Raw genomic sequence first — 24,107 nt, forward strand, 5'->3', positions numbered from 1 at the left:
CCCCGCGCCGGAGCCTGCCACACCGCTACGGCAGGTGATCTGCGGCAAAGTCGGCTTCCGACCGTGCCCGCAATCGGCCCTTGCGACAGGCTTGCTGGAACCGCTCGAAATCGCGCTCGTTCTGCTCGGTATAACCCCGGGCATATTTATAGAGCGCGTCGGCCAGTGCCTCGCTCTTGCCGATGTAGCCGCTGATCACCGCCGCGCGCCCGGAAGACTTGGCATGGGCACGAGCCAGGGCCCGGCCGCAGAGCCGGCCATAGGCCGCGAATGCGTCGCCATCGAAAGTCTCGAGTTCGGCGGATATTTTCATATCGCGCAATTGCCGCACATAGAAATGCCGTCCGCTGGGGCCGGTGGTCCAGCCGAGGAACAGGTCGCTGGCCGATTGCATCAACCGCTGACCGTCGACCACCCGCTGCCCTTCATGCCGCACTCGTGACTTGGCTTTCACGTAGCCTGCGAGCACCGAGCGCCGCGCTTCCTTGAATTGCAGGAACAACGGGAACTCCTGATCGTCGGTCAACAGCGCCACCAGGCAACGGGTGCCGACACTGCCGACACCCACCACTTTGAACGCCACGTCCTGAACATGAAACCGCGACACCAGATCGCGGCGGTCCGCTTGCAGGGTGCCGCGATAGTCGCGCATGAAGGTGTCGTAGAGCGGGCGCCAGTCCGAGAGGCGCAACCAGTCATCATCGGCGTCCAGCAGCGTGGTGTTTTTGTGCAGGTGGAAAATTTCTGGCAGGTCATCGCGAATGATCAGACGACCATGGGCGTCGCGTTCGCTGATTTTTGGCAGCAGTTCGGCATGGGTGCGACGCTCGGCTTTTTCGATGGCCCGTTCCACGTGTTCCAGGGTGCTTTTGTTGGCCTGCGCCAGCAGGTCGTCATAGCTGATGGCCTCGTACCAGGTTTCCAGCGCACTTTGTTCGGCGCATTCGAGCATGGTTTTCTGATAGGCGCCCACGACCTGATGGCAAACCGTTTCTTCAACCGTTTCCCCATGACGCAGATCGCGAGCCGCCACCAGGAAACTTGCCACCAGACGTTTCAAGTCCCACTCCCACGGCCCGGGATGGGCTTCGTCGAAGTCGTTGACACTGAACAGCAGATTGCGTTCAGGCGTTGCGAAGCCCCCGAAATTCATCAGGTGGCTATCACCGCAAATCGGCGAATCCAACCCCATGTTCGAGGTGCCCGACAGGTCGTGGGCCTGCAGCAGCGCATTACCGCGATAGAAGGTGAAAGGTGACACCAGCATTCGCCCGTAGCGCAACTCCACCAGCGATTTGACGCGTCCTTCACTTGAGGCCTTGATCAGCGGTATCGGGTCGCGGGCGACATTTCCCAAGGAGGCTTGCGAACTGCGCGAGCACTTCTTGCGCGCATCCTTGCCTTGCTTCAAGCGGTCGGTGAGGGTGGTCATGAGGGCCTATTCGACAGGTGTTGTAGGGCATATGCCGATTGAGTGTAGAAGGGCTTTACGGGGTCATCCCAAGTGTTTGCGCAGCGGCTAGTCTCTCTCTCAGGCATCGGCACGATGTCACTGACCGGAGACAGGGAGGCCTGTGCTTTCACTGCTGATTTCGCTGTTGTTGGCGTTCCTTATCGGCTGGGTGTCCCAACGCATGGGCATGTGTCTGGTCAACGCCATGGGGCTGCTGCTCAAGCGCCGGCCGACCCTGTTCGTGTCGTTGGTCAGTTGCGGTTTGTTCGGCCTGTTGCTCGCGCCGTTCTACGCCTTGTTTGGCGTCAGTCAGCCGTTGTTCATTCCCGAGGTTGGCTACTTGTCGCTGGTCGGTGGCGGGCTGTTGTTCGGCCTCGCCTCGGTGCTCAATGACGGATGCAGCGTCGGCACCCTGACCAAACTCGCCAGCGGCAACCTCAACAAGGTTTTCACCATCCTCGGCTGGGTGCTGGGCATCGTGCTGTGGCATCACCTGAACATGCTGACCGAACACCGGGCGCTGCAAATGCCGATGATTTCCAGCCGTCATTACTGGCTGGTCATCGGCATCGTGTTGCTGATTTTGCTGTCTTTAATCCGGATCCACGGTGACAAACACCTGGTGCTGTCGAGCCTGTTGCTGGGCGCGCTGACCAGCGCCCTCTACACCTTCGAACCGCAGTGGACGCCCAGCGTGTTCTTTTACGATCTCTCGAAAATGTTCTGGTTGCCGGGCGAAAACATGCTGACCCAGCAACGTGTCGCGGTGTTCAGCCTGTTGCTGGGGGGTATGCTCTGTTACACATTGCATCGTCGTACGTTCAACTATCAGCGGTTTGAAGTGATGACGGCGGGCAGGCATTTACTGGCTGGCGTGCTGATGGGGACCGGTGCCTCGATGATGCTGGGCGGGAATGACTCGCAGATATTGTTGGTGTTTCCGACACTGACCTGGGTAGGCGCTGTGCCGTTGGTGTCGATTGTGTTGGGGATATTGGTGGGGGTTTGGGTGAGGCGGTTGCGTGGTTGAGTGATCGCGGCTCTGAGTTGGACGATCTCAATGGGATCGTCCATGTTCAAGGATCAAACCCGCGCCTGTTTGCTGTAAACACCCACATCCGCCGCGAAGCACTCCAGCAATGGCATCGCTGTGCGGATGCGATAGGCCGCTGTTTCGTGCAGAACATCCAGTGGTACTTCGGCGTCGATCAGTAGTGATGCGATGGTGCAGTCGATGCCGGTCATCGTCATGTATCGATCCATCTCAAGCCTCCACTTCATCAAGTGGCGCAATGTTGTCCAGCGCCCGATTCACCAGCAATTGCGCCAGCACAGCCAATTGCTGGATTGCCAGGGCGATGTTGCGGCGCGAACTTTCAAGATCACAGGCCAGGTCAGTGCTCATGACGTTGAGCGAGGCGAGGGTTTCGCTGGCGTGGGTGAGCAGGGACGGCGTGTCGATGTCGGGGCGGATGGTGAAGACGTGGCTGACGGGGTCGAGGTGACTGGGGTTGCGCAGGCGGGCGCTGATGGCGGGTTCGGTGGTTTTGGAGAGTTTGGATAAGTCGGGTGTTTTGTTGGTTGGATCAGATGAAGAGTTTTGTGGAGTGGGGCTGTGTTTTTTCATGATGGAGATCCTGGTCTATTCATAGGAGCTGCCCCGGTTTTCAGTCTGTCAAAACTGATCGCTGATGTTCAGCGACCCCAGAAGGCTATCTTCGAGAATCAGCGTCCGCCAGTTCATGAAAGGCGATGCGTTTTGCGGGAAATTTCCTAGGACGTGGTGAAGTCATTGCACCGATCACAGGTCACTCGATCGCACCATGTGCTTGAAATGATGCTCCCAAAGCCTGACCCCCAACCCGCCCGTCCGGTCCAGCGACGACCCCACCGTCAAGTCCGTAATCAACGTCGGCTGCAAACCCGCATCAAACAGCGCAAACCCCGCCGCCAGGCAGCAGGTCTCCGTCTGAAGGCCGCAGACCAATACCCGGTCCACCTTCAGGCTTTTTAAATACTCGATGGTCTCAGGCGACGGCGCGTATCCGTGCTTGATGAAGATGCGGTCAGCCTGGATCAGACAGTCGTCGTCCGGGGCGGGGTGCCAGCCGAGCTGTTTCTGGAAGGGGGTTTTGGATTCGTCGTGGCGTTCGACGGTGGCGACGCTGGGCAGGGTGCCGATGAGTGTCTGGATGCCATCGATGAGCCATTGGGGTGGGGCGAAACTGGGCTGGAGGTCGATGATCAGGAGGGCTTGGCGCATGGGCGTCTCCGGGGTAGGTCGCGGTGACGGTGGCTTCTGTGGCCGCTGGGTATTTGTGTTGATCTGGCTGGCCTCTTCGCGGGCAAGCCCGCTCCCACAGGGGGGGCGGTGTGGCATGGATTGTAGAGTCCCGGATGCAACAAAACCCGCACTTGGCGGGTTTTGTTTTGCTTCGTATTTGGTGGAGCCGGGGGGATTTGAACCCCCGTCCGCCAGTACTCCGCTGTCGGTACTACATGCGTAGCCGTGTCTATTAAGTTAACCCTCAGCGACCCGACGGGCAGGGTGCTTTGGGCGAGTTGTGTAAGTTTTAGCCGCTTCGTCCACAACGTACTGCACGGCGATTCTGTTCTATATGACAATCACTTTGGGTTTACAGACATCCCCTGATGATTGCTGGACCCGAAGGTACCAGGAGGGAAGGGCTAAGGCTGCTTACGCAGCGAGAGCGTATTCCCCGTAGGTTTCGTCATTGGCAACTATAGGAAGTTGCAACAGTGGATTTACGAGTTCTGTTACCAACTCGGCATGCACCTAAAGTTTCGCAACCGGCGTCGAATCCTAAACGGCCCCGAGCCTGGTGCTCTTTGAATCAAGTGAGCAACAAGCCCGTACAGTGTACGTCAACGTGACTCAGAAGGCCAACCCGAAGGTTGGCCAGCACAAATTATGGGTGGGGCTCGTTGCTCTGTCTGTCAGCGAGTGCCAATGCCTGGGTGGCCTCGGTGACGCATTTCTTGTCGTCTCCGGAGGCTTGTGAGGCTTCGGCGCTGGACATCAGCCTTTTGATCTCCATTGTGGTGTTTCCGGAGGTCGCCGGCAGCGCATTCACTTTGCCTTTGAGCTCTTGCAGCTTGCTCGTACAGAGGTTGTTGTCCGCAGCAAATACAGGAGTGGCCAACATTGCAGCAGAAATGAACAGGCCAGCGAGTGCGGTACGTTTCATGGATATCTCCTGGATCGGATGGTCTCGGTGCTGACGTATGAGCGGGCGGCCAGGCCGAGCCCGAAAAACAGCCACGATTGATGGGGCCTATCTAAAAGACTACGACGCAACGCAAGAATTCGGTTTTTTCAGAGAACGTGTCGAGCTTTTTCCAGAGATGCGCACGGTTACACATTTCCAGACCCCGGATGCAACAAAACCCGCAACTGGCGGGTTTTGGTTTGCTGCGTATCGGACGCAGTCGGGCTTTTAACTCCCGGCTACCAGTACTTCGTTGTTGATGTACGCCAACAAGGCCCAGGAGGCCAACCCTAAGGCTGACCTTGAGCTGAGAGTTACTTCCCGCCTTTGCTCGCGTTCTTGAGGTCCTGGATGGTTTGGTTGGTCTCGGCGACGCAATCATCAATACCTTTTTTGGTGCCTTTTGCATGGTCGGCTTGGGCCTTCTCGACAGAGTCTGCTACTTGCTCAGCCATTTCGGGAGGAATCTGTGCCTTTGCGTTTTCGATGGTTTGCAGGTTGACCGCGCATAGATCTTTTTCGGCGGCAAACGAGGGGGAGGCCAGCATTGAGGCAGTAACGAACAGACCAAACAGTACAGAACGTTTCATGAGTATCTCCTTGAACTGAGTGGCCAGGCATCGCTGACCATCAGGACGGGCTGCCGAGTTTTGGAAAGGTCCCACGTTTGCAGGACTTGATCTGTGGACTGCGGCGGCACGTCAGGGTTCTATTTATTGCTGTAATGCTATCAGTTTTGGCAGGAAGCACTAAAAGGGCAGATGAATGCGCCTTTCGTGAGGTTCTGCTCAGGTCGCCCTAGCCTGGGTAACGCGGTCCACGAGATAGACTAGTCCGTGGTAGTCAATGCCGCCATGTTGCGTCAGACCGATCTCACAGGTGCGGCTGGTGGAAATGCCTTCGCTGCATTGTTGCACCGCGTCCTTGAGCGTGCGCAGCGAATGGGCGTTCAACTCCGGCGTGGTGAAGCCCTTGTCACCGGCAAACCCGCAACAGTGAATGCCTTCAGGAATGACCACGTTTTTGCTGCATTTGCGCGCCAGATCGATCAACGCCTGACTTTCGCCAAGGTGCTGAGTGCTGCAAGTGACGTGTACCGCAATCGGCGCTTCCTGCGGTGTGAAGTCGAGGCGATCCACCAAGTGCGTGCGGATGAAACGCACCGGGTCGTAGAGGTCCAGTCGAACTTCGCCAAGGTCTTGAGTGAGCCGTAACGTACACGGGCTGGTGTCGCAGTAAATCGGGTCGAGCCCGCCGCGACTGGCGTGCAGCAAGGCGCCGATCAGTTCCTGGCGTTTATGTTCGGCTTGTTCGGCGTAGCCTTTGGAGGCGAATGGCTGGCCGCAGCAGAGGTTGTCCAGATTGTCCGGGAAGACCACCTGGTAACCGGCCTTCTCCAGCAGCCCGCGGGTTTTGTCGTACAACGACACCTGCTCTTTATCCCCCGCCGCTGGCCCCATAACCCGCGACACACAAGCCGCCAGGTACACCACCCGAGGGCGTTCGTCCGACACGGCGGGACTGAAGCGGATGGCTTTTTCCGGCTGCGGCATGGCGTTGGTCCACAACGGGACCTGTCCCTTGGACAGCTTGGTTACGGCAGCGGAAAGTGTTGCCAGTCGCGGCGCGCCCAGCAACAGACGCGCACCGTTGGCGACGTGCAGGGTGAAACGCGCCCCTTGCAGCGCCGTGGCGAAGTTTCCTTCAAGCCAGTTGGCGGTTTTCGTATGTGTTGCCTTGCGGCTGCGCAGTTTTTTCACCAGTTCGCCGGTATTGATGCCGACCGGGCAACGTTGTGCGCACAGGCCGGTGGCGGCGCAGGTATCGATGCCCTGGTATTCGTATGCGGCTTCGAGTTCGGCAGTATCGACGCCGGCACGTTTTTTTGCCTGAATGTCGCGCCAGATCACGATGCGTTGGCGTGGACTCAGGGTCAGGCCCTTCGACGGGCAGACGGGTTCGCAGAAGCCGCACTCGATGCACTTGTCCACAATCTCGTCGGCGGCCGGCAAGGGCTTGAGGTGCTTGAGGTGGATCTGCGGATCTTCACTGAGCACCACGTCTGGATTGAGAATGCCGTTGGGATCGAGCAGACGCTTGAGCTGCCACATCAACTGGTAAGCATCGCTGCCCCATTCCAGCTCGACGAACGGCGCCATGTTGCGCCCGGTGCCGTGTTCGGCCTTCAGTGAACCGCCAAATTCCACCGCCACCAGTTGCGCCACGTCGTCCATGAACGCTTGGTAGCGTGCGACTTCTTCCGAGTTGTTGAAGCCTTGGGTGAAGACGAAGTGAAGATTGCCTTCCAGCGCGTGTCCGAAAAGGATTGCTTCGTCGTAGTGATGTTTGTCGAACAGCTCGATCAGGCGGTTGACGCCGACGGCCAGTTGTTCGACCGGGAAGGTGACGTCTTCGATGATCACCGTGGTGCCGGTCTTGCGCACCGCGCCGACGGCCGGGAAGGTGTCTTTGCGGATGGCCCAGAGGCGGGCGTTTTCCTGCGGGTCTTCAGTGAAATCGACCTGCTTCTCCACCGGGAACGCCTTCAGCGACGCCATGATCTGCGCCAGTTGCTCGTGCAGCAGTGTGGGTGATGCGGCGCGAGATTCGATCAGCAAGGCGCAGGCATTGTTCGACAGATGCTGTACGAAAGGCGGCATGCCGGGTTTGTTCTGCACTGAACGCAGGCTGCGTCGGTCCAACAGTTCCACGGCCGACACCGGTTGGCTTTTCAACACGGTGACCGCGTTGCAGCAGGTCTCGACATCCGGGAACACAATCAGGGCCGAGGCCTTGTTCGGGTGGTCGATCACCGTGTCGTAGGTCACGGCACTGATGAACCCTAGCGTGCCCTCGGAGCCCACCAGCAAGTGGCTCAAGATATCCACAGGCTCGTCGAAATCCACCAAGGCATTGAGCGACAGGCCGGTGGTATTTTTCAGACGGTATTTGTGGCGGATTCTCGCAGCCAGCTCAGCGTTTGCCCGGGTCTCACGACCAAGAGTCGCCAAGCGCTCCAGCAGGGTGGCGTGGCTTTGGCGAAACGCCGCAACGCTGGCGGCGTCCTCAGTGTCGAGACGACTGCCGTCGGCCAGCACCAGACGAATGCCGGCCAGGGTGTGATAGGTGTTTTGCGCCGTGCCGCAGCACATCCCACTGGCATTGTTGGCGACGATTCCGCCGATCTTGCAGGCGTTGATCGAGGCCGGATCCGGGCCGATCTTGCGTCCGAACGGCGCCAGCCAGGCATTGGCCTGGGCGCCGATCACCCCCGGTTGCAGGCGGATTTGCGCGCCTTGCCCGCGGATTTCGCGACCGTTCCAGTTTTCCCCCAGCACGATCAGCACCGAATCGCTGATCGCCTGGCCAGACAGGCTGGTGCCGGCGGCGCGGAAGGTCACCGGCACCTGATCGCGTTGCGCCAGTTGCAGCAGTGCCACCACTTCGTCTTCGGACTCGACGCGAATCACCAGTTGCGGAATCAATCGATAGAAACTGGCGTCAGTGCCGAAGGCCAGGGTCGACAGAGGGTCGTCGAAACGTCGTTCTTGAGGAATCAGTTGCTGTGCATCGCGCAGGAAAGTGGCCGGTAGACTCATTGGTCCTCCAGGATCAGCACCACCAGGTCCTTCGGACCGTGAGCGCCGTACGCCAGGACTTGTTCGATGTCGGCGGTCTTCGACGGGCCGGACACCAGCAACGCATTGGTCGGCATGCCCTGGGCCCATTCGAACTCCTGTTGCACCTGATAGAAGTTGTCGCGGATTTCGCTGGCCTTGAGCAGGGCGAAATGCACCGGAGGGGCCAGGCTCATCAAGCGCGGTTCTTCCCGCGTCGGCCAGAGAATCAGGCTGCCGGTCGCCGCGATGGCGCCGAGGGTGGTGGTCAGGCTCGCCGGGGTATCGTTGAACAACTCGGCTTTCCATTCTTCGACCGGGCGGTCGTAGGCCTTGAGCATTGGCAGGCCTGGATTATTCGCCCAGTGTTGTGTGATGCGTTGACCGTGGGGCGTTGTCGGTGCGATCAGCAGACTCGGCAACTGGCGGTCCCGCAGCAATTGCGCGAGTAGCGTTGGCCACTCTTCGCCGGACGTCAGATGAATTTCCGTGTGCACCGCTTCCATCAGCTTGCGCAGTTGCGCAATGCGCTGCTCAGGAGCGTAGGTGTAAGGCTGGGTCACCAGTTCGACATCAAAGTTGTCGGCCACCGGTGTGGTGCCTGTCAGACTATTACGCAGTTTGGCTAGGATATTTTGCTTGGCGCTCATCAGCGGTCTCCCTTGGCAAAGTGCTCGCGGGCCATGTCATGCAGTGAGCGGGCAGCGGGTTTCGGCGCGCTGTGATTTTGCGTCCACGGGCCGACATTGCTCGGCGTGAGGGCACGCAAACGGGTGGCGAAAAAGCCGAACAGGCGATACAGCGTCGGCGAACTGTTGAGCTTCGCCCAGGCGTTCCAGATGAACCGTTCCTTGCGCGAATACTTGCTGCCCTGGCCGCGCATCACTTGATGGGGGCTGTCCGGGGCCTTGACGTTTTCTTCGCGCAGACGCCGCAGCAAAGCAGGGATCGGGATTTTTACCGGGCATACATCCCCGCAGGCTCCGCATAGCGAAGAGGCGCTCGGGTGATCCGGGACTTTCGCCAGGCCGACCATGTGCGGGGTGATGATTTTTCCGATAGGGCCGGGATAAACCTCCCCATAGGCATGGCCGCCGATTCGGGTATACACCGGGCAATGATTCATACAGGCACCGCAACGGATGCAGTTCAGGGTCTGACGCAATTCGCTGTCGGCAAAAGCCTGGCTGCGGCCGTTATCGAGCAGTACGAGGTGCACTTCCTGCGGGCCGTCGAGTTCATGTTCCTTGCGCGGGCCGGAGATCATGTTGACGTAAGTGGTGATCGGGATGCCCAGCGCCGAGCGGGTCAGCAGCGACAATAGCGGCACCACGTCGCGCAGGTTCTCCACGACTTTTTCGATACCGGTGACGGCGATGTGCACAGGTGGCACCGTGGTGGTCATGCGACCGTTGCCTTCGTTTTCCACTAGCAGCAGGGTGCCGGTTTCGGCCACGGCGAAGTTGACGCCGGAGACGCCGATGTCCGCTTCGAAGAATTTCTGCCGCAAGACCTTGCGACCGATCTGAATGAGTTGGTCAACGTCCTTGGTGTATTCCACTCCAAGCTTGTCGTGGAACAAGGACGCGACCTGACCGGCGTTCTTGTGGATTGCCGGCATGATTATGTGTGAAGGCTTCTCGTGGTCGAGCTGGACGATGTACTCGCCCATGTCCGATTCCAGGCATTCAATGCCCCGGTCAGCAAGGAAATGGTTCATCTCCATTTCTTCGCTGACCATCGATTTGCCCTTGATCACTTGCCGCCCCTCGTGAGCGCGGATGATCGAGAGGACGATGCCGTTGGCCTCGTCCACCGTTTCCGCCCAGTGCACTTTCACACCGTTGCGGGTCAGGTTCTGTTCCAGTTGCTCGAGCAGGTCGGGCAACTTGGAGAGCGCGCGGGCACGGATTGCATTGCCCAGTGCGCGCAAGTGTTCTCTTTCGTGGGCATCGCTGAAAGCTGCTGCCCGTTTGGTCATCAGTGAATCCATCGCCTTGCGAAAGTTGCCTCGCAATTGCGCGTCACCCAGCGCGTTGTGGGCGCGGGTGCGGAAATCTTCTTCTACGGCAACCGTAGGAATAATCGTGGAAGTGCTCATCGGGCACCCCCGGTACGCTGCCAGAGGAAGCTGGCCAGATGCTGACCGCGCAACGCTTCCTGCTGTTTTTCCAATGAGCCGTTGATGTTCATCAAACAGCCGCAGTCGGCACTCAATACCTGATGCGCGCCGGACTCCTTCAACGCCCGGGTCTTGTCAGCCACCATCGCGCCGGAAATGTCTGGCATACGGACGCTGAATGTCCCGCCAAAGCCACAGCATTCACTTTCGTGATCGTGATTGACCCGCTCCACATTGCTCAACTGCGACAACAATTCGCGGCCGTGCAGGTGGGTGTTCATTTCACGGCGTGCCGAACACGAGGTGTGCAGCGCGACTTTCACCGGTTCGCCGCTGTCTTTGAGCTGCACCTTGCAGACAAACAACAGGAACTCGGCCAGCTCAAAGGTTCTGGCGGCCAGCGCCTGAACCTGTTTCAACGTTTCCGGCTCGTCCTTGAACAAGTCGGCATAGTGTTCGCGCAACATCCCGGCGCAAGAGCCCGAAGGCACCACCACCGGATAATCCCCGGCAAACAACGCCAGTTGCGAGCGCGCCACGGTCCGTGCCTGCTCGGTGTAACCCGAGGTGTAGGCCGGTTGTCCGCAGCAGCTTTGTCCTTGCGGGTACTCGACACGAATGCCCTCGCGCTCCAGCAGGTGGATCGCGTCCATTCCGGCTTCGGGGTAGAACAAATCCACCACGCAGGTTCCGAACAGATAGACCCGTGACGGTTTCTCGCTGGGGTATTGCCGAGGCTCGGGCAGTGGCGGGGCGACACGGGTCGCATTCGGCACAGCGTTGTAAAAAAGCTCGCTCATCAGGCGTGTCTCCGGGTGGTCCCGGTTATTCGTCCGTTGAGGCCGCTGAATATAGAGAGGGAAGCTTTCAGCAGCCTTACAGACCGGGGTGTGAGTAGCGGACGCCGGGGGCGTGTCCCGGCGTCGGTTTTTATCGTGTTGCTTGTAGTCCTTAGTGCACCAGCATCCCGGTGAACCAGTAGGCTTGGGCCAAGGTGATAAGGCCGACAATCGTTGCAAAGAATAGGCTGTGCTTGAGGGTGAAGCGGAACAGATCCGATTCTTTGCCCACCAGGCCGGTCGCGGCACAAGCCACGGCGATCGATTGTGGCGAGATCATCTTGCCGGTCACGCCGCCGCTGGTGTTCGCCGCCACCAGCAAGGTGTCGTTGACACCGATCTGGTGCGCGGTGGTCGCTTGCAGCGAGCTGAACAGGGCGTTGGACGAGGTATCGGAGCCGGTGAGGAACACGCCCAGCCAACCGAGGAACGGCGAGAAGAACGGGAACGCTGCGCCCGTTGCCGCCAGTACCAGGGCCATGGTCGAGGACATGCCCGAGTAGTTCGTCACGAAGGCAAACGCCAGCACCATGCCGATGGACAGGATCGGCCAGCGCAGTTCATAAAAGGTCTCTTTCAAAGTGGTCAGACCAGTTTTGAAGTTGACCTTCAGCACCAGCATCGAGATCAGTGCCGAAAAGAATATCGCCGTGCCGGTCGCGGAAATCGGGTCCAGTTTGAATACCGCCGGGATGGCGGTCGGCGCGGCCACGATGGGTGCAACCTTGATCACCATCTGATCCAGGTGCGGAATGGCAAAGTTGAACACGAAGCTGTACATCGAGCCGCCAGCGGCAAACATGGCCTTGAACGGTTTCAGGGTCCAGATGGTGACCAGTACGGTGAGAATCAAAAACGGCGACCAGGCCTTGAAAATTTCCCCGAGGCTGTAAGGCGATGCCACGGTTGTGCGCTTCTGGCCGAAACCACCGACGCTGGCGCTCACCACGGAGGCCGAGACGGCGCCCACGATGTGTTGGCCGGCGGCGCGTTTTGGTTGCCAGACTTTCAGGAACAGGGTCAGGGCAATCAGGCTGGCCAGGGCCGAGGTAATGTCCGGCAGTTCCGGACCGATGAAGTTCGAGGTGAAGTACTGGGTCACGGCAAAGCTCAAGCCGGCCACCAGCGCTGCAGGCCAGGTTTCCCGCACGCCGCGCAGGCCATCCATCATGAACACCAGCCAGAACGGCACGAACATCGACAGCAGCGGCAGTTGGCGCCCGGTCATGGCGCCGATCTTGAATGCGTCGATACCGGTCACTTGGCCGGCAACGATGATCGGAATGCCGAGAGCGCCGAAGGCTACCGGCGCGGTGTTGGCGATCAGGCACAGGCCGGCGGCATACAACGGATTGAAGCCAAGTCCTACCAGCAGGGCGGCGGTAATCGCTACCGGCGCGCCGAAACCGGCTGCTCCTTCGAGGAAGGCGCCGAAGCAGAAACCGATCAGCAGGACTTGCAGACGCTGGTCATCGGTAATCGACAGGACCGAACTGCGGATGACTTCAAACTGACCACTCTTGACCGTCAGTTTGTAGAGGAACACCGCTGCCACAATGATCCAGGCAATCGGCCACAGGCCATAAGCGAAGCCATACCCGGCGGCGGCGAACGCCATATCGACCGGCATCTGGAAAGCGAAGATCGCCACCAGAATCGACAAAGCCAGGGTGATGCTGCCAGCCACATGGCCCTTGAGGCGGAATACGGCCAGGGCCAGGAAGAAAAACACGATGGGGATGACGGCGGCGAGTGCGGACAGGCCGAGGCTGCCGAGCGGGGTATAGAGCTGTTGCCAGGTTTGCATATGGGGTGGCCCCTAATTGTTGTTGGTCAGGCACTGATCAGCGTTCTTGGATAATTGGTAAGACCAATTTACAATCGCTGTTGGCTAGGGTAAAAGCCTTGTAGGCGGTGTGTCAATTTGCCGCCCTAAAACTTTTGTCGAATGCAAAGTGCGCAGGTCGTCTGCCTGGTATGACCAAATGCGTTGTGACAGGTGCTGGCGTGGCGCCGATAGGCCAGAATAGAGCCCCGGCGAGCCGTCGGGTCGTGGAGTAATCGAGTTATGGGGTTTGATCAGATTCGTCAGCGCCGTTTGTCTGACGATATTGTCGAGCAGCTTGAGGGCATGATCCTCGAGGGCACGCTGAGAGCGGGTGAGCGCTTGCCGGCCGAGCGCGCGCTGGCCGAGCAATTTGGTGTGTCACGCCCTTCGTTGCGCGAAGCCATTCAGAAGCTGACCGCCAAGGGTCTGCTGGTCAGTCGCCAGGGCGGCGGCAACTATGTGGTGGAGTCGCTGGGTAGCACTTTCAGTGATCCCTTGTTGCATCTGCTGGAAAGCAATCCCGAGGCGCAACGCGATCTGCTGGAGTTTCGCCATACGCTGGAAGCGTCTTGCGCCTACTACGCGGCGCTGCGTGCTACGGATGTGGATCGCGAGCGGCTCACCGCGGCGTTCAACGAATTGCAGGACTGCTATTCGCGTCACGAACAAGTGAGTCGTGCGGAAGAGGGGGCGGCGGACGCAAGTTTTCACCTGGCGATCGCCGAGGCCAGCCACAATGCCGTGTTGCTGCACACCATTCGCGGGCTGTTCGACCTGCTCAAGCGCAACGTGGTGACCAACATCGGTGGCATGTACAAGCAACGTACTGAAACCCGCGACATGCTGATCACGCAGCATCGGGAGTTGTACCAGGCGATTATCGAAGGGCGGGCGGAGCAGGCACGGGAAGTTTCCAGTCGGCACATTTTGTATGTGCAGGAGGTGCTGGAAGAAGTGCGTCAGGAAGTGCAGCGCATGGCCCGGGCGGAGCGGCGCAAGGGGATGTAGTCAGTCGGATGTGTATCGTTTTTGCGATCGCCATCGCGAGCAAGCTCGCTCCCACAGGGTTTCAGGGTTGCCGCAAAAACTATTGGCAGCCACAGACCTTGTGGGAGCGGCGGTGCGGCGATCCGACTTGCCCGCGAGGGGACCTCAAGGCGAAAGAATTACTCTTCCTTGCCCTTGTTGCGCACCGCGCGCTGCAACTCCCGACCGGCGTCGCGTTCGCGCTCGGTATCGCGCTTGTCGTATTCCTTCTTGCCCTTGCCCAGAGCGATCTCGCACTTGACCATGTGCTTGCTCCAGTACCAGGACAGGCACACGCAGGCGTAACCCTTCTGCTGCACGGCGGCGGCCAGCTTTTCCAGCTCGCGCCGGTTGAGCAGCAATTTACGGGTGCGCACCGGGTCAGCGATGACGTGGGTGCTGGCGGTCGTCAGGGGCGTAATGTGGCTGCCGAGCAGCCAGGCTTCGCCATCCTTGAGCAGTACGTAGCTGTCAACCAGCTGCAGCTTGCTTGCCCGCAGACTTTTTACTTCCCAGCCGGCCAGGACCAGACCAGCCTCGAACCGATGTTCGATGAAGTAATCGTGTCGCGCCTTTTTATTTTGCGCGATGGTCCCTGTTGGGTGTTTCTTCTGTTTAGCCATAGGGGCGGCATTATAGGGAGTTGCACGCGAGTCGGCTACGGTGTTGCTGCGTGCTTGAGCAGGTTGATTGAATCCCGGACAATGCGGCCTCTTTTTTGAACGCTTGGGCGTGATAACGATGTCGACAGACAAGGTTTCTGTCCACGGCAGTTGGGCTAGCCGCTGGGTCTTCATACTCGCCGCGACCGGTTCGGCCGTGGGGCTGGGTAGTATCTGGAAATTCCCGTACATGGTCGGTGTCTATGGCGGCGGCGCCTTCGTGCTGATGTTCCTGGCCTGTATTGCATTGATCGGCGTGCCGGTCATGCTGGCGGAAACCCTGATCGGCCGGCGTGCCCGGCAGAGCCCGGCCAATGCCTTGAAGATGCTGGCGGTCGAGGCGGGGCACTCGGCGAAATGGTCCTGGGGGGCATTTGCCGGGATGATCACGGCGTTGCTGATCCTGTCTTTCTATAGTGTGGTTGGCGGCTGGTCGCTGGATTACATCATCGACATGGGGCGTGGCGACTTCCAGGGAGCGACGCCGGACCAGGTGGGTGCCTACTTCGGCAATGTGATCGCCGATCCATGGCGCCTGACACTTTGGCACACGATTTTTATGCTGTTGTCAGCGGTAGTGATCGCCAAGGGCGTGGTTGCCGGGCTTGAACGCAGTTTGCGCATCATGATGCCGTTGTTGTTCGTGATGGTCCTCGTGCTGCTGGGCTACAGCATGACCACCGGACATTTCATGGAAGGCGTGCATTTCATGTTCGACTTCCACCCCGAAAAAGTCCTCGACGGTTTGCTGCCCGCCATGGGCCACGCGTTCTTTTCCCTGAGCGTGGGCGTCGGCTCGATCATGATCTACGGTGCCTACATGCCGAAGCACTCGTCGATTTCAGGCACGATTGTCGGCGTGGCGCTGCTCGATACCTTTGTTTCCCTGGTGGCCGGTCTGGCATTGTTTCCGATTGTTTTCGCCGCGGGTCTGAACCCGAGCGAAGGGCCGGGGCTGATGTTCGTCAGCCTGCCGTTTGCCTTCGGTAACGTGGCGTTCGGGCAGTTGATGGGCGTGGTGTTCTTCGTGCTGGTGGCGGTTGCTGCCTGGAGTTCGGCGATTTCCCTGCTTGAGCCGATGGTGGCCTACCTGGTCGAACGCACTAAGGTGAGTCGTGCATGGGTCACCTTCTGGTTGGCTTTCAGCTGCTGGTTTGTTGGTCTGGGCACGGTGTTCTCCTTCAATATCTGGAAGGAGGCCAAGTTCTTCGTGAACGAAGGCGGGATGTTCCACCTCTACCAATGGGGAGCAACCGGTGGCCTCGACTTCTTTGGTGTGATCGATTTCTTCACCTCGCGACTCATGTTGCCGCTTGGCGGTTTGTGTTTCGTGGTGTTCGCGGGCTGGATCATGGGGCGTGAAGCGGTGCGCGACGAGTTGTCGATCCGCAACCCTGCGCTGTTTGACCTGTCCTTGTTCTTGATGCGCTATGTGGCGCCCATCGGCATTCTCGTAGTGTTTGCCGCCCAGCTGTGGAAGTGACGCTGACATGACGACACACATTTCACGTTCGGCCTTGCTGCCGTACCCGGCACAAGCGCTGTATGACCTGGTCAACGACGTGGCACGCTATCCGGAGTTTCTGCCGTGGTGCTCGTCGGCCGAAGTCCTGGAGAGCACCCCTGAGCATATGCGGGCGAGTGTCGGGGTGGCGAAGGGCGGCCTCAGTCAGCATTTCGTGACGCGTAATACCCTGGTTCCCGGGCAATCGATCGAAATGAACCTTGAGGAAGGTCCGTTCAATCAGCTGCATGGCGTGTGGGTGTTCAAGCCACTGGGCGAGAAGGCCTGCAAGATCAGTCTTGATCTGTCGTTCGATTATGCCGGGCCGTTGGTTCGTGCCACCCTGGGGCCGCTGTTCAACCAGGCGGCCAATACACTGGTGGATGCGTTCTGCCAGCGTGCCAAGCAGATACATGGTTGAGGTCATGGGTGATGATTGAAGTCGAGGTGGTTTACGCGGCCGTAGACCGTCAGATGCTGTTGACGGTGGCGGTGCCTGCCGGAACGACTGTGCGGGCGGCCTTGCTTGGGTCGGTCCTGGCTCAAGAGTTTCCGGAGCTGGATCTGACCCAATGCCCTGTGGGTATCTTTGGCAAGGTTGTAGCCGATCCAGAGAGTCGGGCAGTCCAGGCTGGGGATCGCATCGAGGTTTACCGACCTTTGCTGGCCGATCCCAAAGAGGTTCGCCGACTGCGCGCGGCAAAGGCTGCCGAGGCCAAAGCCCGCAATCAGTGAGTGGCTTGAACGCCAGACATTAAAAAGCCCGGGCATGCCGGGCTTTTTATTGCGTCGCAAATTATTGCGGCGAGGTTTCCAGTGGTCGCGGCGTCGGGACCGGAACGGTTTCTACACCGTCGACGTCCTTCTGGATCTGATCCAGCAACGAACCTGGTTTGACCGGTTTTTCCGGTTTTGGCTTCTCGACGTTTTCTGCCGGGGCAGCCACTGTCGTGCCGCTGTCCTTGCCGAGAATGGCTTCGTCACGGCTCACGCCTGGCATGAAATCGCCAGAGAGGCTGACAAGCTGATCATTTGGGTTGAAGATAACACTGATGCGTTCCTGTTGGCGTTCACCGCCACCAGGTTGCAGGCTGTACAGATAATCCCAGCGATCGGCATGGAACGTGTCAGTCAGCAGAGGGTTGCCCATGATAAACCGTACTTGCTTACGGGTCATTCCCGGGCGTAACTGGTCTATCATGTCCTGCGTGACGACATTGCCCTGCTGGATGTCGATTTTGTAAACCCCGGGGAATGAACAACCGGCGAGTGCGAGCAGTCCCACAAAGGTGAAACTGGTTAGCAAGAGCTTGGTGTTTTGCATCGGTGGGCGACTTCCACTATCTTGGCTGGGACAACGTAAACGCCGATCATACCCGCATTAAGAGAAGCTGCGAAGCAGCATCGCGAGAAAGCTGACCATGGTTGAAAATAGCGAACTACGCAAAGCCGGCCTCAAAGTGACCCTGCCACGGGTCAAGATTCTGCAAATGCTCGATTCCGCCGAGCAGCGCCACATGAGTGCCGAGGATGTCTACAAGGCCCTTATGGAGGCTGGTGAGGACGTCGGTCTGGCCACGGTTTACCGTGTTCTGACCCAGTTCGAGGCAGCTGGCCTTGTGGTGCGGCACAACTTCGACGGAGGCCATGCGGTCTTCGAACTGGACGACGGAAAGCATCACGACCATATGGTCAACGTCGAAACCAGTGAAGTGATCGAATTCTTCGACGAAGAAATCGAGCGGCTTCAGAAAGCAATCGTCGACAAGTATGGCTTCGAGATGGTTGATCACAATCTGGTGCTGTACGTGCGCAAGAAAAAGTAAGCATGTCGCGCGAACATCCGTTCGCGAAACGAGCGAAGGCGACCCCAGGGTCGCCTTCGTGCTTTCCGGCTTTACTCAAGCTTTGGCGGCAACCACCATTTTTTTCGCGTGAGCCAGGGACTCCTTGGTGAGATCGATGCCGCCCAGCATCCGTGCGACTTCTTCGACGCGGTCATTCTTGCTCAATTTGGAAACGGCCGTACGGGTGGCATCTTCTCCGCGTACTTTATGCACAAATAGATGCTGATGACCCTGCGCTGCGACTTGCGGCAAGTGGGTCACGGTCAGTACTTGCCCACGCTCGCCGAGCCTGCGCAGCAACTGGCCGACGATTTCTGCGGTCGGGCCGCCGATGCCGACGTCGACTTCGTCGAATACAAGGGTCGGTACACGGGAGGTCTGCGCGGTGATCACCTGAATCGCCAGGCTGATCCGCGACAGCTCGCCACCGGATGCCACTTTCGCCAGGGCTTTCAGTGGCTGGCCAGGGTTGGCGCTGACCAGCAGTTCTACCTGCTCGAGGCCATTTGGCAGCAGTTCATCGCTGCTGTTTGGGCGTAGTTCAATGGTGAAGCGACCGCCGGGCATGCCCAGTCGCTGGATTTCCTGCTCCACGGCGCTGGCCAGGCTATTCGATGCTTGATGTCGTAGATCGCTCAGCTCTCGGGCCTTTTCCTGATAGTGCCGGGCATAGGACGACAGCTCATCGCTCAGTCGCTCGATGGATTCGTCGTTGGCGTTGAGGGTTTCGATTTCATCCAGCAGTTTCTGTTGCATCTCGGCAACTTCAGTCGGCTGGATGCGGTGTTTGCGCGCCAGGGTGTAGATCGCGTCGAGGCGTTCTTCAAGGTATTGAAGGCGCGACGGATCAGCATCGAAATTGTCGAGGAAGCGGTTCAGTTCACCCACGGCCTCTTCAACCTGGATCTGTGCACTGGTCAACAAGCTGCTGGCTTCGCCCAGCGCACCGATCGAGCTGTTCACACTCGACAGGCGGTTGAGGCTGGCGGTGAGGGCGTTCAGGACATTCCCGGAATCACTTTCACTGCATTGCTCGACGACTTGCCGGCAAATGCCGAGCAGTGTCTCGGCGTTGGTCAGGTTCTTGTGTTCCTGTTCCAGCTGCTCCAGCTCGTTGTCGCCAAGGCCGAGGTTTTCCAGTTCTTCGAGTTGATAACTGAGCAATTGATGGCGGGCGCGTTGCTCGTCACCGGAATTGGAGAGTCGCTCCAGTTCCTGGCGGGTCTGGCGCCAACGCTGGGCGGCGAGCTGAACCTGCCGGGCAAGGTCGGTCGCGCCGGCATATTCATCGAGCAGGCGACGGTGGGTGTCGGTCTTGAGCAGGGATTGGTGTTCGTGCTGGCTGTGAATGTCGATCAACAGCTCGCCCAGCGCCTTGAGATCGCCAAGCGGGCAGGGCGTGCCGTTGATGTAGCCACGCGAGCGCCCTTCGGATGTGATCACCCGGCGCAGGATGCATGGGCCGTCGTTTTCGAGGTCGCGTTCGGCCAGCCAGGCGCTGGCTTCCGGAATGTCGGCCAGATCGAAGGTGGCCAGGATATCGGCCTTGTCGGCGCCGGGGCGGACCACGCCGCTGTCGGCGCGATCACCCAGGGTAAGGCCCAGCGCGTCGAGCATGATCGACTTGCCCGCGCCGGTTTCCCCGGTGATAACGCTCATCCCGCGATCGAGTTCGAGATCGAGATGTTCAACGATGGCGTAGTTGTGTACGGACAGGTGCACCAGCATATGGGCCGCTCCCAGGTGTTAGGTCTGGTTATTTATACAGTGTTTTGTTTCGGGCTGACAATGCCTCTCGTTAGCTCGATTCGCTTGGTCCGACAAAACCCTTATCGCGAGCGGGAATGACAAAGCGGTTGTTTTTTGTAGGGTTAATCGTCGGCCCCCCTTGAAGCCGGATTTTGCGGCCCCATATAGCTGGGCAGAAGCGCGAGTTGAGCTCGCGGACGATATTGAAAGGAGAAATCTATGGCTGACGAACAGACAGTGGATACGCAAAACCCAGACGCCAACCAGGCGCCCGAGGCTTCGGGTGAAGACCTGGCGGCTCGTGTACAAGTGCTCGAAGAGCAACTGGCAGGCGCTCAGGATCAGGCTTTGCGTGTAGCCGCCGATCTGCAGAACGTCCGCCGTCGCGCCGAGCAGGATGTGGAGAAGGCTCACAAGTTCGCGCTGGAAAAATTCGCCAGCGACCTGCTGCCGATCGTCGACAGCCTGGAGCGCGGCCTGGAACTGTCCAGCCCGGACGACGAAAGTATCCGTCCGATGCGCGAAGGCATCGAGCTGACCCTGAAAATGTTCCACGACACTCTCAAGCGTTATCAGCTTGAAGCGATCGATCCGCATGGCGAACCGTTCAACGCCGTTCACCATCAGGCAATGGCCATGCAGGAAAGCGCCGACGTCGAGCCGAACAGCGTTCTGAAGGTGTTCCAGAAGGGCTATCAGCTCAATGGTCGCCTGCTGCGCCCGGCGATGGTCGTGGTCAGCAAGGCGCCTGCGCCGGTTTCGCCTTCGATTGACGAGCAGGCTTGAAATTCGCCGCAAGGCCCCCATTTATAAGTCAAGCGTTTAAGTGCTACCGCAGTTAGCCACCACTGCTGCGGCAACCAAATCCAAAGTTTCGGGAGAGTGAACATGGGCAAAATTATCGGTATCGACCTGGGGACAACCAACTCCTGCGTCTCCGTGCTGGAAAACGGCAAGGCAAAAGTTATTGAAAACGCTGAAGGCGCGCGTACCACGCCGTCGATCATCGCTTACGCCAACGATGGCGAAATTCTGGTTGGCCAGTCGGCCAAGCGTCAGGCAGTGACCAATCCGCACAACACCCTGTACGCGGTGAAGCGTCTGATCGGTCGTCGTTTCGACGAAGAAGTCGTGCAGAAAGACATTCAGATGGTCCCTTACAAGATCGTCAAAGCTGACAACAGCGATGCCTGGGTTGAAGTGAACGGCCAGAAAATGGCGCCGCCACAAATCTCGGCTGAAATCCTGAAGAAAATGAAGAAGACCGCCGAAGACTACCTCGGCGAGACCGTGACTGAAGCGGTGATCACCGTTCCGGCCTACTTCAACGACAGCCAGCGTCAGGCCACCAAAGACGCCGGCCGCATCGCCGGTCTGGACGTAAAGCGTATCATCAACGAACCGACCGCGGCTGCTCTGGCTTACGGTATGGACAAGGCGAAGGGCGATCACACCGTGATCGTTTACGACCTGGGCGGTGGTACTTTCGACGTTTCCGTGATCGAGATCGCTGAAGTCGATGGCGAGCACCAGTTCGAAGTACTGGCCACCAACGGTGACACGTTCCTGGGCGGTGAAGACTTTGACATTCGTCTGATCGACTACCTCGTCGACGAATTCAAGAAAGAAAGCGGCATGAACCTCAAGGGCGACCCGCTGGCCATGCAGCGCCTGAAAGAAGCTGCTGAAAAAGCCAAGATCGAACTGTCTTCGAGCCAGTCGACCGACGTGAACCTGCCGTACATCACTGCAGACGCCACCGGTCCTAAACACCTGAACGTGAAGATCTCCCGCGCCAAGCTCGAAGCATTGGTGGAAGACCTGGTTCAGCGCACTATCGAGCCTTGCCGCATCGCGATGAAAGATGCCGGTATCGACGTTGGCGCGATCAACGACGTGATCCTGGTGGGCGGTCAGACCCGTATGCCACTGGTTCAGAAGCTGGTAACCGAGTTCTTCGGTAAAGAAGCTCGTAAAGATGTGAACCCGGACGAAGCTGTTGCCATGGGTGCTGCCATCCAGGGTGCGGTACTGGCCGGTGACGTGAAAGACGTTCTGCTGCTCGACGTCAGCCCGCTGACCCTGGGTATCGAAACCATGGGTGGCGTGATGACCGCGCTGATCGAGAAAAACACCACGATTCCTACCAAGAAATCGCAAGTGTTCTCGACTGCCGACGACAACCAGGGCGCCGTGACCATTCACGTGCTGCAGGGCGAGCGTAAGCAAGCCGCACAGAACAAGTCCCTGGGCAAGTTCGACCTGGCCGACATCCCACCGGCTCCACGTGGTGTGCCGCAGATCGAAGTGACCTTCGACATCGACGCCAACGGCATCCTGCACGTAGGTGCGAAAGACAAGGCTACCGGCAAGACTCAGTCGATCGTGATCAAGGCCAACTCCGGTCTGTCCGACGAAGAAATCGAGCGCATGGTGCGTGATGCCGAGGCTAACGCCGAGGAAGACCGCAAGTTCGAAGAACTGGCCACTGCCCGTAACCAGGGTGATGCACTGGTTCACTCGACGCGCAAAATGGTTGCCGATGCCGGCGATAAAGTGACCGCTGAAGAGAAGACTGCAATCGAGGCGGCAGTTGTTGCCCTGGAAGCCGCCGTCAAAGGCGACGACAAGGCTGCTATCGACGCCAAGGTTGAAGAGCTGTCGAAAGTCTCCGCTCCAGTGGCGCAGAAGATGTACGCCGAACAGGCTCAGCCTGCTGAAGGCGCGGCGCCGCACGCTGAATCGGCTGAAAAGGCTGACGACGTTGTCGACGCCGAGTTCGAAGAAGTCAAAGACCACAAGTAAGTTGTTGGTCGGCCGGTTGACTGCCTTTAGGCGGTGACTGGTAGGATGTCGCCGCGCGGGAGCTTGCTCCCGCGTTGGCGTATCTGGAATACGCGAATTTTTACAGCATGCGACAGCGTTCGGATGCTGGCGGTATGGTCGGAAATGCTCCTGCTTTTCGAGTCGCAAGTACCGCAAGAATCAAAGACCAGGATCGTTGAATTGACGTGAGTTGGGTCCGGGCCTGTATTGGGGCTCAACGAGTTCGGCAGACTCAGGAGGGTTGTGTCGGACGTCCTTAAGAGTGCAAAGACTTATGGCAAAGCGTGACTATTACGAAGTGTTGGGTGTTGAGCGTGGCTCAAGCGAAGCGGACCTGAAAAAGGCCTACCGTCGCCTGGCAATGAAGCACCACCCGGACCGTAATCCCGATGACAAGGCGTCGGAAGAGATGTTCAAGGAGGCCAACGAGGCCTACGAAGTGCTGTCGGATTCCAGCAAGCGCGCGGCATACGACCAGTACGGCCATGCCGGTGTCGACCCGAGCATGGGTGGCGGCGGTGCCGGGTTCGGTGGTCAGAACTTCTCCGACATCTTTGGCGATGTCTTCAGTGACTTCTTCGGTGGCGGTCGCGGCGGTTCCCGTGGCGGCGCTCAGCGCGGCAGTGACTTGCGCTACACCCTGGAACTGGACCTCGAAGAGGCGGTGCGCGGTACGACCGTGAACATCCGCGTTCCGACGCTGGTCAACTGCAAGCCTTGCGACGGCTCCGGTGCCAAGAAAGGTTCTTCGCCGGTGACCTGCCCGACTTGCGGCGGTATCGGTCAGGTGCGCATGCAGCAAGGCTTCTTCTCGGTGCAGCAGACCTGCCCGCGCTGCCATGGCCAGGGCAAGATCATTTCCGATCCGTGCGATTCCTGTCATGGCGAAGGTCGTGTCGAAGAGTACAAGACCCTGTCGGTGAAAGTGCCGGCCGGTGTCGATACCGGTGACCGCATTCGTCTGTCCGGCGAAGGCGAGGCGGGCGCTCAGGGTGGCCCGACCGGCGATCTGTACGTGGTGATCAACGTGCGCGAGCACTCGATCTTCCAGCGTGATGGCAAACACCTGTTCTGCGAAGTGCCGATCAGCTTCGTCGATGCGGCGCTGGGTGGCGAGCTGGAGATTCCGACCCTTGATGGTCGGGTCAAGCTGAAGATCCCTGAGGGGACGCAGACCGGCAAGCAGTTCCGTGTTCGTGGCAAGGGTGTCGCGCCTGTGCGTGGCGGTGGTGCGGGTGACTTGATGTGCCGTGTGGCGGTCGAGACTCCGGTCAACCTGAGCCGTCGCCAGCGCGAAATGCTCGAGGAGTTCCGTAGCTCCCTGGCGGACGACAACAGCCATTCACCGAAAACCACTGGTTGGTTCGAAGGCGTGAAGCGCTTCTTCGGCGATTTGTAAGGAGA

General features: G+C 59.0%; 23 protein-coding genes and 1 other RNA gene. 9 read left to right on the forward strand and 15 right to left on the reverse strand.

The annotated features are described in order from the left end of the window. Positions 1-25 precede the first annotated feature (25 nt). Positions 26-1,432 carry a DUF2252 domain-containing protein gene (locus PMI29_RS28115; RefSeq protein WP_007993544.1) on the reverse strand — a complete coding sequence of 469 codons (1,407 nt, stop codon included), beginning with the start codon at positions 1,430-1,432 and terminating at the stop codon, positions 26-28. 142 nt (positions 1,433-1,574) lie between these two features. Here PMI29_RS28115 and PMI29_RS28110 point away from each other — a divergent pair, with 142 nt between their 5' ends. Continuing rightward, entirely contained in the window at positions 1,575-2,483 is a 909-nt protein-coding gene (locus tag PMI29_RS28110; RefSeq protein WP_007993545.1) for a YeeE/YedE thiosulfate transporter family protein, read from the forward strand. A gap of 53 nt (positions 2,484-2,536) precedes the next feature. Here PMI29_RS28110 and PMI29_RS28105 read toward each other — a convergent pair whose 3' ends face one another. From PMI29_RS28105 to PMI29_RS28060, 11 genes are all read right to left on the reverse strand, one after another. Continuing rightward, positions 2,537-2,716 (reverse strand): hypothetical protein, encoded by a 180-nt coding sequence (locus PMI29_RS28105; RefSeq protein ID WP_007993547.1) that lies wholly within the window; start codon positions 2,714-2,716, stop codon positions 2,537-2,539. Position 2,717: 1 nt separating this feature from the next. After that, positions 2,718-3,080: a DUF6124 family protein gene (locus PMI29_RS28100; protein ID WP_007993549.1), complete on the reverse strand. Its 363-nt coding sequence runs from the start codon at positions 3,078-3,080 to the stop codon at positions 2,718-2,720. A 174-nt stretch (positions 3,081-3,254) separates the two neighbouring features. Continuing rightward, complete coding sequence (locus PMI29_RS28095) at positions 3,255-3,716, reverse strand: isochorismatase family protein (protein ID WP_007993551.1); 462 nt, start codon at positions 3,714-3,716, stop codon at positions 3,255-3,257. Positions 3,717-3,895: 179 nt separating this feature from the next. Beyond that, positions 3,896-4,289: a transfer-messenger RNA gene (gene ssrA / locus PMI29_RS30715) on the reverse strand. 94 nt (positions 4,290-4,383) lie between these two features. Further along, a complete protein-coding gene (locus PMI29_RS28090; protein WP_007993553.1) occupies positions 4,384-4,662 on the reverse strand; it encodes a hypothetical protein in 279 nt (92 codons plus the stop codon). 335 nt (positions 4,663-4,997) lie between these two features. Beyond that, the gene (locus tag PMI29_RS28085) at positions 4,998-5,273 is read right to left on the reverse strand and encodes a hypothetical protein (RefSeq protein ID WP_007993555.1); all 276 of its coding nucleotides are present in this window, start codon (positions 5,271-5,273) and stop codon (positions 4,998-5,000) included. Between the two features lie 198 nt (positions 5,274-5,471). Next, on the reverse strand, positions 5,472-8,282 hold the full coding sequence (locus PMI29_RS28080) for an FAD-binding and (Fe-S)-binding domain-containing protein (protein ID WP_007993558.1): 2,811 nt from the start codon (positions 8,280-8,282) through the stop codon (positions 5,472-5,474). Next, positions 8,279-8,950: a LutC/YkgG family protein gene (locus PMI29_RS28075; protein ID WP_007993560.1), complete on the reverse strand. Its 672-nt coding sequence runs from the start codon at positions 8,948-8,950 to the stop codon at positions 8,279-8,281. The genes PMI29_RS28080 and PMI29_RS28075 overlap by 4 nt, the downstream gene beginning before the upstream one ends. Further along, entirely contained in the window at positions 8,950-10,401 is a 1,452-nt protein-coding gene (locus tag PMI29_RS28070; RefSeq protein WP_007993562.1) for a LutB/LldF family L-lactate oxidation iron-sulfur protein, read from the reverse strand. Before PMI29_RS28070 ends, PMI29_RS28075 begins: the two co-directional genes overlap by 1 nt. After that, positions 10,398-11,222 carry a (Fe-S)-binding protein gene (locus PMI29_RS28065; protein WP_007993564.1) on the reverse strand — a complete coding sequence of 275 codons (825 nt, stop codon included), beginning with the start codon at positions 11,220-11,222 and terminating at the stop codon, positions 10,398-10,400. Before PMI29_RS28065 ends, PMI29_RS28070 begins: the two co-directional genes overlap by 4 nt. 151 nt (positions 11,223-11,373) lie before the next feature. After that, positions 11,374-13,068 (reverse strand): lactate permease LctP family transporter, encoded by a 1,695-nt coding sequence (locus tag PMI29_RS28060; RefSeq protein ID WP_007993566.1) that lies wholly within the window; start codon positions 13,066-13,068, stop codon positions 11,374-11,376. A gap of 261 nt (positions 13,069-13,329) precedes the next feature. Between PMI29_RS28060 and PMI29_RS28055 the strand changes: the two genes are divergently transcribed. Next, positions 13,330-14,097, forward strand: a complete 768-nt coding sequence (locus PMI29_RS28055) for a GntR family transcriptional regulator (RefSeq protein WP_007993567.1) — start codon at positions 13,330-13,332, stop codon at positions 14,095-14,097. A gap of 158 nt (positions 14,098-14,255) precedes the next feature. Here PMI29_RS28055 and smpB read toward each other — a convergent pair whose 3' ends face one another. Beyond that, positions 14,256-14,738, reverse strand: a complete 483-nt coding sequence (gene smpB / locus PMI29_RS28050; RefSeq protein ID WP_007993569.1) for an SsrA-binding protein SmpB — start codon at positions 14,736-14,738, stop codon at positions 14,256-14,258. A gap of 118 nt (positions 14,739-14,856) precedes the next feature. Between smpB and PMI29_RS28045 the strand changes: the two genes are divergently transcribed. The 3 genes from PMI29_RS28045 to PMI29_RS28035 are packed head-to-tail and all read left to right on the forward strand — an operon-like array spanning position 14,857 to position 17,016. Then, entirely contained in the window at positions 14,857-16,260 is a 1,404-nt protein-coding gene (locus PMI29_RS28045) for a sodium-dependent transporter (RefSeq protein WP_007993571.1), read from the forward strand. 7 nt (positions 16,261-16,267) lie between these two features. Beyond that, positions 16,268-16,702 (forward strand): type II toxin-antitoxin system RatA family toxin, encoded by a 435-nt coding sequence (locus PMI29_RS28040; RefSeq protein ID WP_007993574.1) that lies wholly within the window; start codon positions 16,268-16,270, stop codon positions 16,700-16,702. Positions 16,703-16,713: 11 nt separating this feature from the next. Beyond that, complete coding sequence (locus tag PMI29_RS28035; protein WP_007993576.1) at positions 16,714-17,016, forward strand: RnfH family protein; 303 nt, start codon at positions 16,714-16,716, stop codon at positions 17,014-17,016. A gap of 61 nt (positions 17,017-17,077) precedes the next feature. Here PMI29_RS28035 and PMI29_RS28030 read toward each other — a convergent pair whose 3' ends face one another. Further along, a complete protein-coding gene (locus PMI29_RS28030) occupies positions 17,078-17,605 on the reverse strand; it encodes an outer membrane protein assembly factor BamE (protein WP_007993578.1) in 528 nt (175 codons plus the stop codon). Between the two features lie 97 nt (positions 17,606-17,702). Here PMI29_RS28030 and fur point away from each other — a divergent pair, with 97 nt between their 5' ends. Next, complete coding sequence (fur, locus tag PMI29_RS28025) at positions 17,703-18,107, forward strand: ferric iron uptake transcriptional regulator (RefSeq protein ID WP_003197684.1); 405 nt, start codon at positions 17,703-17,705, stop codon at positions 18,105-18,107. A gap of 75 nt (positions 18,108-18,182) precedes the next feature. On the opposite strand, the gene recN is transcribed toward fur, so the two are convergent. Then, positions 18,183-19,856, reverse strand: coding sequence for a DNA repair protein RecN (gene recN, locus PMI29_RS28020; RefSeq protein ID WP_007993581.1), 1,674 nt, complete (start codon positions 19,854-19,856; stop codon positions 18,183-18,185). A 240-nt stretch (positions 19,857-20,096) separates the two neighbouring features. Here recN and grpE point away from each other — a divergent pair, with 240 nt between their 5' ends. The 3 genes from grpE to dnaJ all read left to right on the forward strand — a co-directional run bounded on the left by grpE (position 20,097) and on the right by dnaJ (position 24,102). Further along, positions 20,097-20,663, forward strand: a complete 567-nt coding sequence (grpE, locus tag PMI29_RS28015) for a nucleotide exchange factor GrpE (protein ID WP_007993584.1) — start codon at positions 20,097-20,099, stop codon at positions 20,661-20,663. Positions 20,664-20,765: 102 nt separating this feature from the next. After that, positions 20,766-22,682: a molecular chaperone DnaK gene (gene dnaK, locus PMI29_RS28010; protein ID WP_007993585.1), complete on the forward strand. Its 1,917-nt coding sequence runs from the start codon at positions 20,766-20,768 to the stop codon at positions 22,680-22,682. Between the two features lie 295 nt (positions 22,683-22,977). Then, positions 22,978-24,102, forward strand: coding sequence for a molecular chaperone DnaJ (dnaJ, locus tag PMI29_RS28005; protein WP_007973132.1), 1,125 nt, complete (start codon positions 22,978-22,980; stop codon positions 24,100-24,102). Positions 24,103-24,107: the final 5 nt, after the last annotated feature.

Source organism: Pseudomonas sp. GM49 (assembly GCF_000282355.1).
In the GTDB taxonomy this organism is placed as follows: domain Bacteria; phylum Pseudomonadota; class Gammaproteobacteria; order Pseudomonadales; family Pseudomonadaceae; genus Aquipseudomonas.

Bases quoted from the DNA above. Each gene is read 5' to 3' on its own strand.
- PMI29_RS28115 (WP_007993544.1), bottom strand. From the start codon at position 1,432: ATGACCACCCTCACCGACCGCTTGAAGCAAGGCAAGGATGCGCGCAAG.
- PMI29_RS28105 (WP_007993547.1), bottom strand. From the start codon at position 2,716: ATGGATCGATACATGACGATGACCGGCATCGACTGCACCATCGCATCA.
- PMI29_RS28100 (WP_007993549.1), bottom strand. From the start codon at position 3,080: ATGAAAAAACACAGCCCCACTCCACAAAACTCTTCATCTGATCCAACC.
- PMI29_RS28095 (WP_007993551.1), bottom strand. From the start codon at position 3,716: ATGCGCCAAGCCCTCCTGATCATCGACCTCCAGCCCAGTTTCGCCCCA.
- PMI29_RS28090 (WP_007993553.1), bottom strand. From the start codon at position 4,662: ATGAAACGTACCGCACTCGCTGGCCTGTTCATTTCTGCTGCAATGTTG.
- PMI29_RS28085 (WP_007993555.1), bottom strand. From the start codon at position 5,273: ATGAAACGTTCTGTACTGTTTGGTCTGTTCGTTACTGCCTCAATGCTG.
- PMI29_RS28080 (WP_007993558.1), bottom strand. From the start codon at position 8,282: ATGAGTCTACCGGCCACTTTCCTGCGCGATGCACAGCAACTGATTCCT.
- PMI29_RS28075 (WP_007993560.1), bottom strand. From the start codon at position 8,950: ATGAGCGCCAAGCAAAATATCCTAGCCAAACTGCGTAATAGTCTGACA.
- PMI29_RS28070 (WP_007993562.1), bottom strand. From the start codon at position 10,401: ATGAGCACTTCCACGATTATTCCTACGGTTGCCGTAGAAGAAGATTTC.
- PMI29_RS28065 (WP_007993564.1), bottom strand. From the start codon at position 11,222: ATGAGCGAGCTTTTTTACAACGCTGTGCCGAATGCGACCCGTGTCGCC.
- PMI29_RS28060 (WP_007993566.1), bottom strand. From the start codon at position 13,068: ATGCAAACCTGGCAACAGCTCTATACCCCGCTCGGCAGCCTCGGCCTG.
- PMI29_RS28055 (WP_007993567.1), top strand. From the start codon at position 13,330: ATGGGGTTTGATCAGATTCGTCAGCGCCGTTTGTCTGACGATATTGTC.
- smpB (WP_007993569.1), bottom strand. From the start codon at position 14,738: ATGGCTAAACAGAAGAAACACCCAACAGGGACCATCGCGCAAAATAAA.
- PMI29_RS28045 (WP_007993571.1), top strand. From the start codon at position 14,857: ATGTCGACAGACAAGGTTTCTGTCCACGGCAGTTGGGCTAGCCGCTGG.
- PMI29_RS28040 (WP_007993574.1), top strand. From the start codon at position 16,268: ATGACGACACACATTTCACGTTCGGCCTTGCTGCCGTACCCGGCACAA.
- PMI29_RS28035 (WP_007993576.1), top strand. From the start codon at position 16,714: ATGATTGAAGTCGAGGTGGTTTACGCGGCCGTAGACCGTCAGATGCTG.
- PMI29_RS28030 (WP_007993578.1), bottom strand. From the start codon at position 17,605: ATGCAAAACACCAAGCTCTTGCTAACCAGTTTCACCTTTGTGGGACTG.
- fur (WP_003197684.1), top strand. From the start codon at position 17,703: ATGGTTGAAAATAGCGAACTACGCAAAGCCGGCCTCAAAGTGACCCTG.
- recN (WP_007993581.1), bottom strand. From the start codon at position 19,856: ATGCTGGTGCACCTGTCCGTACACAACTACGCCATCGTTGAACATCTC.
- grpE (WP_007993584.1), top strand. From the start codon at position 20,097: ATGGCTGACGAACAGACAGTGGATACGCAAAACCCAGACGCCAACCAG.
- dnaK (WP_007993585.1), top strand. From the start codon at position 20,766: ATGGGCAAAATTATCGGTATCGACCTGGGGACAACCAACTCCTGCGTC.
- dnaJ (WP_007973132.1), top strand. From the start codon at position 22,978: ATGGCAAAGCGTGACTATTACGAAGTGTTGGGTGTTGAGCGTGGCTCA.